Source organism: Mycobacterium sp., from assembly GCF_044342925.1.
Classification (GTDB): Bacteria; Actinomycetota; Actinomycetes; order Mycobacteriales; family Mycobacteriaceae; genus Mycobacterium.
The window spans coordinates 1-12,913 of the sequence record NZ_JBIIOV010000096.1 but is presented as its reverse complement, the minus strand read 5'-3'; the positions used below and the strand labels follow the sequence as shown (position 1 = coordinate 12,913).

At 69.6% G+C, this 12,913-nt stretch carries 13 protein-coding genes and 1 pseudogene; 11 read left to right on the top strand and 3 right to left on the bottom strand.

The annotated features are described in order from the left end of the window. Positions 1–339: pseudogene (locus ADBZ6I_RS11230) on the bottom strand (hypothetical protein); the annotation flags it as partial. A 2-nt stretch (positions 340–341) separates the two neighbouring features. Continuing rightward, the gene (locus tag ADBZ6I_RS11225; RefSeq protein WP_526383787.1) at positions 342–1,127 is read right to left on the bottom strand and encodes an MspA family porin; all 786 of its coding nucleotides are present in this window, start codon (positions 1,125–1,127) and stop codon (positions 342–344) included. Positions 1,128–1,321: 194 nt separating this feature from the next. Here ADBZ6I_RS11225 and ADBZ6I_RS11220 point away from each other — a divergent pair, with 194 nt between their 5' ends. Genes ADBZ6I_RS11220 through whiA form a run of 7 tightly spaced genes read left to right on the top strand, consistent with a single transcriptional unit; the run spans position 1,322 to position 8,513 of the window. Continuing rightward, on the top strand, positions 1,322–2,587 hold the full coding sequence (locus tag ADBZ6I_RS11220) for a bifunctional 3,4-dihydroxy-2-butanone-4-phosphate synthase/GTP cyclohydrolase II (RefSeq protein WP_526383784.1): 1,266 nt from the start codon (positions 1,322–1,324) through the stop codon (positions 2,585–2,587). Then, the gene (ribH, locus tag ADBZ6I_RS11215) at positions 2,584–3,060 is read left to right on the top strand and encodes a 6,7-dimethyl-8-ribityllumazine synthase (RefSeq protein ID WP_526383782.1); all 477 of its coding nucleotides are present in this window, start codon (positions 2,584–2,586) and stop codon (positions 3,058–3,060) included. Before ADBZ6I_RS11220 ends, ribH begins: the two co-directional genes overlap by 4 nt. Next, positions 3,057–3,518 carry a PH domain-containing protein gene (locus tag ADBZ6I_RS11210; RefSeq protein ID WP_526383780.1) on the top strand — a complete coding sequence of 154 codons (462 nt, stop codon included), beginning with the start codon at positions 3,057–3,059 and terminating at the stop codon, positions 3,516–3,518. Before ribH ends, ADBZ6I_RS11210 begins: the two co-directional genes overlap by 4 nt. 21 nt (positions 3,519–3,539) lie before the next feature. After that, on the top strand, positions 3,540–5,543 hold the full coding sequence (gene uvrC / locus ADBZ6I_RS11205) for an excinuclease ABC subunit UvrC (protein ID WP_526383778.1): 2,004 nt from the start codon (positions 3,540–3,542) through the stop codon (positions 5,541–5,543). 11 nt (positions 5,544–5,554) lie between these two features. After that, positions 5,555–6,478: an RNase adapter RapZ gene (gene rapZ / locus ADBZ6I_RS11200; RefSeq protein ID WP_526383776.1), complete on the top strand. Its 924-nt coding sequence runs from the start codon at positions 5,555–5,557 to the stop codon at positions 6,476–6,478. A 26-nt stretch (positions 6,479–6,504) separates the two neighbouring features. Beyond that, positions 6,505–7,539 carry a uridine diphosphate-N-acetylglucosamine-binding protein YvcK gene (yvcK, locus tag ADBZ6I_RS11195; RefSeq protein ID WP_526383789.1) on the top strand — a complete coding sequence of 345 codons (1,035 nt, stop codon included), beginning with the start codon at positions 6,505–6,507 and terminating at the stop codon, positions 7,537–7,539. Continuing rightward, on the top strand, positions 7,530–8,513 hold the full coding sequence (whiA, locus tag ADBZ6I_RS11190; protein ID WP_526383774.1) for a DNA-binding protein WhiA: 984 nt from the start codon (positions 7,530–7,532) through the stop codon (positions 8,511–8,513). The genes yvcK and whiA overlap by 10 nt, the downstream gene beginning before the upstream one ends. A gap of 20 nt (positions 8,514–8,533) precedes the next feature. Here the strand turns inward: whiA and ADBZ6I_RS11185 are convergent, their stop codons facing one another. Continuing rightward, positions 8,534–9,454: an oxygenase MpaB family protein gene (locus ADBZ6I_RS11185; RefSeq protein ID WP_526383772.1), complete on the bottom strand. Its 921-nt coding sequence runs from the start codon at positions 9,452–9,454 to the stop codon at positions 8,534–8,536. Between the two features lie 134 nt (positions 9,455–9,588). Here ADBZ6I_RS11185 and gap point away from each other — a divergent pair, with 134 nt between their 5' ends. From gap to secG, 4 genes are all read left to right on the top strand, one after another. After that, positions 9,589–10,608, top strand: a complete 1,020-nt coding sequence (gene gap / locus ADBZ6I_RS11180) for a type I glyceraldehyde-3-phosphate dehydrogenase (RefSeq protein ID WP_526383770.1) — start codon at positions 9,589–9,591, stop codon at positions 10,606–10,608. Positions 10,609–10,622: 14 nt separating this feature from the next. After that, positions 10,623–11,834, top strand: a complete 1,212-nt coding sequence (locus ADBZ6I_RS11175) for a phosphoglycerate kinase (RefSeq protein WP_526383768.1) — start codon at positions 10,623–10,625, stop codon at positions 11,832–11,834. Positions 11,835–11,853: 19 nt separating this feature from the next. Then, entirely contained in the window at positions 11,854–12,639 is a 786-nt protein-coding gene (gene tpiA, locus ADBZ6I_RS11170; protein WP_526383766.1) for a triose-phosphate isomerase, read from the top strand. A gap of 76 nt (positions 12,640–12,715) precedes the next feature. Continuing rightward, the coding region (gene secG / locus ADBZ6I_RS11165) for a preprotein translocase subunit SecG (protein ID WP_526383764.1) at positions 12,716–12,913 on the top strand (198 nt) is incomplete at its 3' end.

Here is a 12,913-nt window from a genome sequence, read left to right as displayed (position 1 = left end):
CCGGGTGGAGATCGCGGTGGTCAACGGCGCGACCGGCTGCTGGATTTCGTCCTGCGCCGAGACCGTCAGAGTGGCGCCGTCGGACGCGGTCATGGTCGCGGGCGGGGCCGACACGACGCGTCCGTCGTCGATCGGGGGAGCCACAACCGGCGGGGCACCAATCGGCGGGGCGCCGGGGACCGGCGGCGGCGGGGCGGCCGGGTTCATCGGACCGGGGACTGCCGCGACCGGCGGCGGAGGGGCCGGCGGGGCCGGGGCCGGCTCAGCCGCGGCGGGCGCCGCCGCCAATGTCGCGATCGCCGCCAGGACAGCGGTACGCCGCATCACAGGTGTGAACATTCTCAGACCGCCTTCGTGACGCCGAACCACGACACGATGTCCTCGACTTGCGCACTTGAATTGGCCAGCGTGGCGTAGGAGCGGATGAAGGACTGGCCCACGCAGCCGTCGATCTTGACCCGGAAGTTTCTGATCTCCACTTCCGGGTTAGGTCCTTTGTAGGTTTTCTTGGTCACCGGGACGTTGTTGACGATGCCGGGCTTGAGGTTCACTCCGACCTGGCCGGTGACACCCGCGCCGGCGCCGATGATGCCGATGGGCGGCAGGAGGAATCCGTTCACGCCGCCGAGCAGGGCATCGGTACCGAGTGCTCCCTGCACGGAGCCGCCGATCAGCACACCGCCGGAGGTGCTCATGTCGATGCCGCAGCCGATCTGATAGCCCACCTCGAGGACGCCCTCGGGCGGGGTGGCCGTCCCGGTGATCGACCCGCTGAAGACCCCGCCGACCAGGTATTCGCGGGTGGAGATCGCAGTGGTCAGCGGCGACACCGACTGCTGGGTCTCGTCCTTGGCGGAGATCGTCAGGGTGACGCCCTCCAGCGAGCTCGACGCGGGCGGAGCTGACGCCACCCGGCCGATGTCGACAGGCGGGACGAATGCGGCCGGTGCGATGGCGCCCGGGCCGGTGGCCACCGCCGGGGCCGCACCCGGAGCTGGGGGTACTGCCTCGGCCGCCGGCACCGGTGCCACACCGGCCGGGTCCGTAGGTCCTGGTTCCGCTGATGCCGGCACCGCCGACACCAGCAACACGGCCGCGGCTGTCAGCGCCACCCCGAACTGGTACATCCCCGTCACCCTCCGTCACGCGGCAATTGCTCGCCCGAAGGTACACGGCCCGCGGGACTGTGAATCACAATTTGGCAAACTTCCCATAAAGCCGGAGTGTCGAGCCTGGATTTTCGGGTCGAAAGCCGCGGTAAGGACCGCCACCTCGGCGTGGTTCATACTGTGTGCAACTAGATCAGGACAGGCGGCACACGATGACGAGGCTGGACACCGTCGAACGGGCGGTTGCCGACATCGCAGCGGGCAAGGCCGTCGTCGTCATCGACGACGAGGACCGCGAGAACGAGGGCGATCTCATCTTCGCCGCCGAGAAGGCGACGCCCGAACTGGTGGCCTTCATGGTCCGCTACACCTCCGGCTACCTGTGCGTCCCGCTGGACAGCGCCGTCTGCGACCGGTTGGGCCTGCTGCCGATGTACGCGGTCAACCAGGACAAGCATGGCACCGCCTACACCGTCACCGTCGACGCCAAAGCCGGTGTGGGAACGGGTATCTCGGCATCGGACCGCGCCACCACCATGCGGCTGCTGGCCGACCCGTCCAGCGTCGCCGAGGACTTCACCAAGCCCGGACATGTGGTGCCGCTGCGCGCCAAGGACGGCGGGGTGCTGCGCCGCCCGGGCCACACCGAAGCCGCCGTCGACCTGGCCCGGATGGCCGGCCTGCAGCCGGCCGGGGCGATCTGCGAGATCGTCAGCCAGAAGGACGAGGGCGCCATGGCCCAGACCGACGAGCTGCGGATCTTCGCCGACGAGCACGGCCTGGCCCTGATCTCCATCGCCGATCTGATCGAATACCGGCGCAAGCACGAGAAACACGTGGAACGCGTCGCCGAGGCTCGCATCCCCACCCGGCACGGGGAGTTCCGCGCGGTCGGCTATACCAATATTTACGACCAGGTGGAGCACGTCGCCCTGGTCCGCGGTGACATCGCCGGCCCGCAGAACGACGGGCGTGACGTGCTGGTCCGGGTGCATTCCGAGTGCCTCACCGGCGACGTGTTCGGCTCCCGGCGCTGCGACTGCGGCCCGCAGCTGGACGCGGCGATGGCCATGGTGGCCGCCGAGGGCCGCGGGGTGGTGCTGTACATGCGCGGACACGAGGGCCGGGGGATCGGCCTGATGCACAAGCTGCAGGCCTACCAGCTGCAGGACGCCGGCGCCGACACCGTGGACGCCAACCTGGAACTGGGTCTGCCCGCCGACTCCCGCGACTACGGCATCGGTGCGCAGATACTGGTGGATCTCGGTGTGCGCACCATGCGGCTGCTGACCAACAACCCGGCCAAGCGGGTCGGGCTGGACGGCTACGGCCTGCAGGTGGTCGAGCGGGTGCCGCTGCCGGTGCGGGCCAACTCAGAGAACATCCGCTACCTCAAGACCAAGCGCGACCGGATGGGTCATGAACTGGCCGGCCTGGAGGATTTCGACGAACCCGGCGACGTCGGCGGCGTCCTGTGAGCGGCGGCGCCGGTGTTCCCGACGTCCCGGAGATGGACGCGTCGGACGTGAGCCTGGCGATCGTCGCCAGCACCTGGCACGCCCGCATCTGCGACGCCCTGCTCGACGGGGCCCGCCGGGTGGCCGACGGATCCGGCGTGACCAACCCGACGGTGGTGCGGGTGCACGGCGCCATCGAGATCCCGGTGATCGCCCAGCAGCTGGCGAGCAACCACGACGCCGTGGTAGCTCTCGGGGTGGTAATCCGGGGGGAAACACCGCATTTCGACTACGTCTGTGACGCCGTCACCCAGGGCCTGACCCGGGTGTCGCTGGACGTCGCAACCCCGGTGGCCAACGGCGTGCTGACCACCGAGAACGAACAACAGGCCCTGGACCGCGCCGGGCTGCCCGGCTCGGCCGAGGACAAGGGCGCCCAGGCCTGCGCCGCGGCGCTGTCCACCGCCCTGACACTGCGGCAGCTGCGGGCATGAGCGACTGGGACGCGGAGCTTCGGCCGAGGCGGTTCCCGCGGATGGCGGTGGCCGGTGCTGCGCTGTTCGCGCTGATCGGGATCGTGGTGGCGTTCATCAACAACCGGGCGTCGGTGGCCACCTGGCGCGGTGTCGACCAGGTGGCGATCGGCGGTCTGGCGGTCATCCTGGCCAGTGCGGTGGTCTACATCGCCACCCGGCCCCGGCTGCGGGTCGGCCCGGCCGGTCTGTCGGTGCGAAACGTGCTCGACGACAGGCTGATTCCGTGGCCGGATGTGGTGGATGTGGTGTTCCCGCCGGGGAAGCGCTGGGCCCGCGTGGAGTTGCAGGCCTACGAGTACGTCCCCGTGCTGGCCATCCAGTCGGCCGACGGTGAGCGGGCGGTCGCGGCGATGGACACGGTGCGGCAGTTGATGGTGCGTTACCAGCCGGAACTCGGCGCCGAGTCGTCGACCTGATCCCCGTATTAACCTGAGACCGTGGCTGATCCCGCGACGTACCGGCCACCGCCGGGGTCCATCCCGGTGCAGCCGGGCGTCTACCGGTTCTCCGACGCCCACGGCCGGGTCATCTACGTCGGCAAGGCCAAAAACCTGCGCAGCCGGCTCACGTCCTACTTCGCCGACATCGCGAGCCTGCACCCGCGGACGCGGCAGATGGTCACCACCGCTGCCAAGGTCGAGTGGACCGTGGTCGCCACCGAGGTGGAGGCGCTTCAGCTCGAATACAACTGGATCAAGGAGTTCGACCCGCGGTTCAACGTCCGCTACCGCGACGACAAGTCCTACCCGGTGCTGGCGGTGACGCTCAACGAGGAGTATCCCCGGCTGATGGTCTACCGCGGCCCGCGCCGCAAGGGGGTCCGCTACTTCGGTCCGTACTCGCACGCCTGGGCCATCCGCGAGACCCTCGACCTGCTCACCCGGGTGTTTCCCGCCCGCAGCTGTTCGGCCGGAGTATTCAAGCGGCACAGCCAGATCGAGCGGCCCTGCCTGCTGGGCTACATCGACAAGTGCTCGGCGCCGTGCGTGGGCCGGGTCAGCGCCGAGCAGCACCGCCAGATCGTCGTCGACTTCTGCGACTTCCTGTCCGGAAAGACCGATCGGTTCGCCCGCGACCTGGAACGGCAGATGAACGCCGCCGCCGAGGAACTGGACTTCGAGCGGGCCGCCCGGCTGCGCGACGACCTGGGTGCGCTGCGCCGCGCCCTGGAGAAGCAGGCCGTGGTACTCGGCGACGGCACCGACGCCGACGTGGTGGCGTTCGCCGACGACGACCTGCAGGCCGCCGTGCAGGTGTTCCACGTCCGCGGCGGGCGGGTGCGCGGGCAGCACGGCGCTGAAGCCGAACTGGGCGGCCCGCCCGAAGCCGAACTGGGCGGCCCGCCCGAAGCCGAACTGGGCGGCCCGCCCGAAGCCGAACTGGGCGGCCCGCCCGAAGCCGAACTGGGCGGCGCCGCAGACGAATCCAGCAACCCGGTACCCAAAGAGGTTCTGGTGCCCTGCCTTCCGCCCAACGCTCGCCAACTCGCCGAATGGCTGTCCGGGCTGCGCGGTTCCCGGGTGGCGTTGCGGGTGCCCCAGCGCGGCGACAAGCGGGCGCTGGCCGACACCGTGCACCGCAACGCCCAGGATGCGCTGCAGCAGCACAAGCTCCGGCGGGCCGGCGACTTCACCGCCAGATCGGCGGCGCTGCAGAACATTCAGGAATCCCTGGGGCTGGCCGACGCCCCGCTGCGCATCGAGTGCGTCGACATCAGCCACGTGCAGGGCACCGACGTCGTGGGCTCACTGGTGGTATTCGAGGACGGCCTGCCGCGCAAATCCGACTACCGGCACTTCGCCATCCGCGAAGCCGCGGGCGACGGCCGTTCCGACGACGTCGCCTCGATCGCCGAGGTCACCCGTCGCCGGTTCCTGCGCCACCTGCGCGACACCGAGACAGCCGAAAACTGCAACGCCGCAACCGAACCCGACGTCACACCCCGCCGGTTCGCCTACCCGCCCAACCTGTTCGTCGTCGACGGCGGTGTGCCGCAGGTCAATGCGGCCCAGGCCGTACTCGACGAACTGGGCGTCACCGACGTCGCGGTGATCGGTCTGGCGAAGCGGCTGGAAGAGGTCTGGGTGCCCGGCGAGGCGGACCCGGTGATCCTGCCGCGCAACAGCGAGGGCCTCTACCTGCTGCAGCGGGTGCGCGACGAAGCCCACCGGTTCGCCATCTCGTATCACCGCAGCAAGCGCTCCAAACGGATGACGGCCTCCGCCCTGGACACCGTGCGCGGGCTGGGGGAGACCCGGCGCAAGGCCCTGGTCACCCATTTCGGGTCGGTGGCCCGGCTGCGGCAGGCCAGCGTCGCCGAGATCACCGAGGTGCCCGGCATCGGCGCGGCAACGGCTGCTGCGGTACTCGAGGCCCTCGGTGTCGCTCAAACGGGTGCACCGGCCGAAGCTGTGGGCGATGATGCTCAGCAAGCCCTATGACCGACATTCCTATGACTGAGCACCCGAGCCCCGACCCCGGCCCCGACCTCAGTGCCGAATCGGCTGACGCCTCCGACATCGACGTGGTCCTGGTCACCGGACTGTCCGGGGCCGGCCGCGGCACCGCCGCGAAGGTCCTCGAAGACCTGGGCTGGTACGTCGTGGACAACGTGCCGCCCGAATTGATCGCCCGGATGGTCGATCTGGGCTTGGCGGCCGGTTCGCGGATCACCCAGCTGGCGGTGGTGATGGACGTCCGATCCCGCGGCTTCACCGGCGACCTCGACGCCGTGCGCCGGGATCTGGCCACCCGCAACATCACTCCGCGGGTGCTGTTCATGGAGGCCTCCGACGAGATTCTGGTGCGCCGCTACGAGAACAACCGGCGCAGCCATCCGTTGCAGGGCAACCAGACTCTCGCCGAAGGCATCGCCGCCGAACGCGCCATGCTGGCTCCGGTTCGAGCCGGCGCGGATCTGATCATCGACACCACCACGCTGTCGGTGCCATCGCTGCGCGCCAGCATCGAGAACGCCTTCGGTGGGGAGACCGTGGCACAGACCGCCGTCACCGTGGAGTCTTTCGGCTTCAAGTACGGCCTGCCGATGGACGCCGACATGGTGATGGACGTCCGCTTCCTGCCCAACCCGCACTGGGTGGACCATCTGCGACCGCAGACCGGCCAGGCGCCGGCGGTGCGCGATTACGTCCTGGCCCAGCCCGGGGCGACGGAGTTCCTGCGGACCTACCATCAGTTGTTGAAGCTGGTGGTGCACGGTTATTTACGTGAGGGGAAGCGCTACATGACGGTGGCGATCGGCTGCACCGGCGGTAAGCACCGCAGTGTGGCCATCGCCGAGGCGCTGGCCGGTCTGCTCGGCGACAACCCGCAGCTGTCGGTGCGGGTGCTGCACCGGGACCTGGGGCGCGAATGACTCTCCCCGAAGCTTCCGGCGCGGAGATCAGTCCCCGCATCGTCGCGATGGGCGGCGGCCACGGGCTCTACGCGACGCTGTCGGCGGCGCGACGTCTCACCCCGCACGTGACCGCGGTGGTGACCGTCGCCGACGACGGTGGATCGTCCGGCCGGCTGCGCTCCGAACTCGACGTCGTCCCGCCGGGTGATCTGCGAATGGCGTTGGCGGCGTTGGCCTCCGACAGCCCGCAGGGCCGGCTGTGGGCCACCATTATCCAGCACCGGTTCGGCGGCAGCGGCGCCCTGGCCGGGCACCCGATCGGCAACCTGCTGCTGGCCGGGCTGGACGAGGTGCTCGCCGATCCGGTCGCCGCGCTGGACGAACTGGGCCGCATCCTCGGGGTCAAGGGCCGGGTGCTGCCGATGTGCCCCATCGGCCTGCAGATCGAGGCCGACGTCGCCGGTCTGGAAAGCGACCCCCGGATGAGCCGGGTGATCCGCGGGCAGGTCGCGGTGGCCACCACACCCGGCAAAGTGCGCCGGGTGCGGCTGCTACCCGGCGATCCGCCGGCCACCCGTCAGGCCGTCGACGCGGTGATGAGCGCCGACCTGGTGGTGCTGGGCCCCGGGTCCTGGTTCACCAGTGTGATCCCGCACGTCCTGGTGCCCGGCCTGGCCGCCGCCCTCAAAGCCACCCCGGCCCGCCGCGCGCTGGTACTCAATCTGGCGGCCGAGCCGGGGGAGACGGCCGGGTTCTCCGCCGAGCGGCACCTGCACGTTCTCGCCCAACACGCCCCCGGATTCTCCGTGCATGACATCATCGTCGACGCGGCGCGTGTGCCATCACAGCGCGAACGCGATCAACTTTGCCGGACCGCAAGCGTGTTGGAGGCGGCAGTGACATTTGCTGACGTTGCGCGGCCTGGTACACCTTTACATGACCCGGCACGGTTGGCGGCGGCCCTGGACGCCGTGTGTACGCGGGGCTCCGAGCTCCCCACCCCGACGCTTCCCGCGGCGGCACGGCAGCCAGACAAGGCTCTGCGAGATGGACCGAGAGGCGACGACCTGTGGCGATGACAGCTGAGGGGAAGGATGAGCTGAGTCGTCTCGTCATTAACTCGGTCAGTGCGCGCCGGGCCGAGGTGGCCGCGCTGCTGCGCTTCGCCGGCGGCCTGCACATCGTGGCGGGCCGGGTGGTGGTCGAGGCCGAGGTGGACCTGGGCAGCATCGCCCGGCGGCTGCGCAAGGACATCCACGACCTCTACGGCTACGCCTCGGTGATTCATGTGCTGTCCGCCAGCGGAATTCGCAAGAGCACCCGCTACGTGGTGCGGGTGGCCAAAGACGGGGAGGCACTGGCCCGTCAGACCGGGCTGCTCGACATGCGGGGACGTCCGGTGCGCGGACTGCCCGCGCAGGTGGTCGGCGGCAGTATCGGCGACGCCGAGGCCGCCTGGCGTGGTGCCTTCCTGGCGCACGGCTCGCTGACCGAACCGGGCCGGTCCTCGGCGCTGGAGGTCAGCTGCCCGGGACCGGAAGCCGCATTGGCCCTGGTGGGCGCCGCACGGCGACTCGGCGTCAGCGCCAAGGCGCGCGAGGTGCGCGGCACCGATCGGGTGGTGGTCCGCGACGGTGAGGCCATCGGCACGCTGCTCACCCGGATGGGTGCTCAGGACACCCGGCTGGTCTGGGAGGAGCGGCGGATGCGCCGCGAGGTCCGTGCCACCGCCAACCGGCTGGCCAACTTCGACGACGCCAACCTGCGCCGCTCGGCCCGCGCCGCCGTCGCCGCCGCCGCCCGGGTGGAACGCGCGCTGGAGATCCTCGGCGACACCGTGCCCGACCATCTGGCCGCCGCCGGCAAGCTGCGGGTGGAGCACCGGCAGGCCTCCCTGGAGGAGCTCGGCCGGCTGGCCGAACCGCCGATGACCAAAGACGCTGTGGCAGGCCGTATTCGGCGGCTCCTGTCGATGGCCGACCGCAAGGCCAAGCACGACGGCATCCCCGACACCGAGTCGGCGGTGACGCCGGACCTGCTCGACGACGCCTGACGCGGCTCAGCCGCCCCGGCTCAGACGGTGGCCGACACGTCGTCGGCCGTCACCGGCGCGTTGGCGGTCAGCGCCCAGCGCAGCGCGCCCACCAGCACCCGGCCGGAGAACCGGATCGCGGTGGCCTCCACCGGCGGAAAATACGGCAGTCGCAACGGCAGCCGGGCCCAGGCCGGCAGCATCGCCACCGCCGTCGCGGCCAGCAGACCGTAGGGTCCGCGGGCCAGCAGCGGCAGCGGGGGAGTGACCAGCAGGAAGCGGGCCGCCTCCCGGGCCGCCTCGGTGCTGTGCAGTTCCGGGCGGTACGCCCGAAGACGTTGGCGCAGTTCGGCTTCGGTGCGCGGTGGGTTCGGCACGCCCAGTGCCTCGGCTACCCGGGCGGTGTCGGCGACGTAGCCGTCGCGGCCGGCCTGGTCCAGCGGCGTGGCCCCGTAGAGCTGGTAGGCCATCAGGAAGCTGTCGATCTCGGCGATGTGCACCCACTCCAGCAGGTGCGGGTCGTCGGCGCGGTAGGGCCGGCCTTCTCCTGATCGGGGATCTGTGGCGACGCCGTGCACCCGCCGGTGGATGCCGCGGACCTTGTCCACCGCGCGTTGTGCGTCGCCGGCGGTGCCGAACGTGGTGACGGCCAGGAATGTGCTGGTGCGCTGCAGCCGGCCCCACGGGTCGCCGCGGTAGTCGGAGTGCTCGGCAACCCCGGCCATGGCCAGCGGGTGCAGCGACTGCAGCAGCAGTGCGCGCAGGCCCCCGACGAACATTGAGGCGTCGCCGTGTACCTGCCGCACCGGGCTGTCGGGGGAGGTCCAGCGCGGTCCGGGCGCGCCGTGGATGCGCTCCCGGTTCTCCGGGCCCTCCGGACCGGCCACCATGGCAAACAGCCCCTGGCCCAAACGTTCCCGTATTTTGCTCACGTCAAGATCGACCGGCAGTGACAGCGTCATGTTTCGACGGTACGCCGCCGGGTGAACAGGTATTAAACGGTCGTGCGGTTCGGCCCCGTCTCGCTGGTGTCGCCATTAGGCTTGCGCCTGGCATTCCCAAGCAGCAGCTTGGCGACATCAGTGAGGAGACACAAGTGACGATCCGGGTTGGCGTCAATGGCTTCGGCCGCATCGGGCGAAACTTCTACCGGGCGCTGGAGACTCTGCAGGCCGAGGGCAAGGCGACAGACATCGAGATCGTCGCCGTCAACGACCTCACCGACATCAACACCCTGGCGCACTTGCTGAAGTTCGACTCCATCCTGGGCCGGCTGCCCAAGGACGTCTCGGTCGACGGCGACAACATCGTCATCGGCGGCGAGAAGGTCAAGGCGATGGCCAACCGCGAGGGCCCGGCCGCACTCGGCTGGGGCGACCTCGGCGTCGACGTCGTCATCGAGTCCACCGGCCTGTTCACCGACGCCGCCAAGGCCAAGGGCCACCTGGAGGCGGGCGCCAAGAAGGTGATCATCTCCGCGCCGGCCAGCGGCGAGGACATCACCATCGTGATGGGCGTCAACGACCAGCTGTACGACGGCAGCCAGAACATCATCTCCAACGCCTCGTGCACCACGAACTGCCTTGGGCCGCTTGCCAAAGTGGTCAACGACGAGTTCGGCATCGTCCAGGGTCTGATGACCACCATCCACGCCTACACCCAGGACCAGAACCTGCAGGACGCCCCGCACAAGGATCTGCGTCGTGCCCGCGCGGCCGCGCTGAACATCGTGCCCACCTCCACCGGTGCGGCCAAGGCCATCGGCCTGGTGCTGCCCGAGCTCAAGGGCAAGTTGGACGGTTACGCGCTGCGGGTGCCGATCCCCACCGGCTCGGTCACCGACCTCACCGTGGAGCTGAAGAAGACCGCGACGGCCGAGCAGATCAACGCCGCGCTCAAAGCCGCCGCCGAGGGGCCGATGAAGGGCATCCTGAAGTACTACGACGTGCCGATCGTCTCCAGCGACATCGTCACCGACCCGCATAGCTCGATCTTCGACTCGGGCCTGACCAAGGTCCTCGGCAACCAGGCCAAGGTCGTCTCCTGGTACGACAACGAGTGGGGATACTCCAACCGGCTGGTCGACCTCATCGGCCTCGTCGGCAAGTCGCTGTAAGCGGACGGGCGACAGTGGCAGTCAAGACTCTTGCCGATCTGCTCGCCGAGGGCGTTGAAGGTCGTGGCGTGCTGGTGCGCTGCGACCTCAACGTGCCCCTCGACGAGAACGGGAACGTCACCGACACCGGGCGTATCGACGCCTCGGTGCCCACGCTCAAGGCGCTGACGGATGCCGGCGCCAAGGTGGTGGTGACGGCGCACCTGGGCCGGCCCAAGGGTGGGCCTGAGCCCAAGTACTCCCTGGCGCCGGTCGCCAGGGTGCTCGGCGAGAAGCTCGGCCGCCACGTCCAACTGGCCGGTGACGTCGTCGGCACCGACGCGCTGGCCCGCGCGGAGGGTCTCACCGACGGCGACGTGCTGCTGCTGGAGAACATCCGATTCGACCCGCGGGAGACATCCAAGGACGAGACCGAACGGCAGGCGCTGGCCGCCGGGCTGGTCGAACTCGTGGGCACGGGAGGCGCTTTCGTCTCCGACGGGTTCGGTGTGGTGCACCGCAAGCAGGCCTCGGTCTACGACGTGGCCAAGCTGCTGCCGCACTACGCCGGCACCCTGGTGGGCGCGGAGGTCAAGGTGCTCGAACAGCTCGCCAAAGCCGGCGAGCGGCCCTACGCGGTGGTGCTCGGCGGGTCCAAGGTCTCCGACAAGCTCGCCGTCATCGAGAACCTGGCCGGCAAGGCCGACAGTGTGATCATCGGCGGCGGCATGTGTTACACCTTCCTTGCCGCACAAGGCATTTCGGTGGGCAAGTCGCTGCTGCAGGAAGAGATGATCGACACCTGCCGTCGGCTGCTGGAGGAGTACGGCGACGTGATTCACCTGCCGGTGGACGTCGTCGTCGCCGCCGAGTTCAAAGCCGACTCGCCGCCGGAAACCGTTGCGGTTAAAGACATCCCGGCCGACAAGATGGGTCTGGACATCGGCCCGGATTCCGTCGCCCGATTCACCGCACTGCTGTCCAACGCCCGCACCGTGTTCTGGAACGGGCCGATGGGCGTGTTCGAGTTCCCGGCGTTCGCCGCCGGCACCAAGGGTGTCGCCGAGGCGATCATCGCCGCGACCGCCAAGGGTGCCTTCAGTGTCGTCGGCGGCGGAGACTCGGCCGCCGCGGTACGCCAGCTCGGTCTGCGCGAGAACGGTTTCTCGCACATCTCCACCGGCGGTGGCGCATCGCTGGAATACCTGGAGGGCAAGACGCTCCCGGGTATCGAGATCCTCAACTAGCTAGCTCCAAGGAGACCCCGTGTCCCGTAAGCCGCTCATCGCGGGCAACTGGAAGATGAACCTCAACCACTTCGAGGCCATCGCCCTGGTGCAGAAGATCGCCTTCGCACTGCCCGAGAAGTACTTCGACAAGGTCGACGTCACCGTCATCCCGCCGTTCACCGACCTGCGCAGCGTCCAGACGCTGGTCGACGGCGACAAGCTGCGGCTGACCTACGGCGCCCAGGATCTCTCCCCGCACGACTCCGGCGCCTACACCGGCGACATCAGCGGTGCCTTCCTGGCCAAGCTGGGCTGTACCTACGCCGTCGTCGGGCACTCCGAGCGTCGCACCTATCACCACGAGGACGACGCCACCGTCGCCGCCAAAGCCGCCGCCGCCTTCCGGCACGGGCTCATCCCGATCATCTGCATCGGCGAGAACCTCGATATCCGCGAAGCCGGCGAGCAGGTCGACTACAACCTGGCTCAGCTGCAGGGCTCCCTGGCCGGGCTGTCCCAGGAGCAGGTGGCCAGCGCCGTGATCGCCTACGAACCGGTGTGGGCCATCGGAACCGGCCGGGTCGCCAGTGCGGCGGACGCGCAGGAGGTCTGTGGCGCGATCCGCGGGAAACTGGCCGAGATGACGACACCGCAGATCGCCGACGGCGTGCGGGTGCTCTACGGCGGGTCGATGAACGCCAAGAACGCCGCCGAACTGATCGCCCAGACCGACGTCGACGGTGGTCTGGTCGGCGGTGCGTCGCTGGATGGCGAGCAGTTCGCGCAGCTGTCCGCGATCGCCGCCGGCGGACCCCTGCTCTGACCTGCACCGCCCCGGAGGCGGGCACTCGTGTACCTGGTGCGCGAACGCGCGGGCGCGAACCGGTATTCTGACCCGCATGATGCTCGCCCTGCAGATCCTGCTGATCGTCACCAGCGTCCTGGTGGTCCTGCTGGTCCTCCTGCATCGGGCCAAAGGCGGCGGCCTGTCCACCCTGTTCGGTGGCGGCGTGCAGTCCAGCCTGTCCGGATCGACCGTCGTCGAGAAGAACCTCGACCGGCTGACGCTGTTCATGACCGGTATCTGGCTGGTTTCG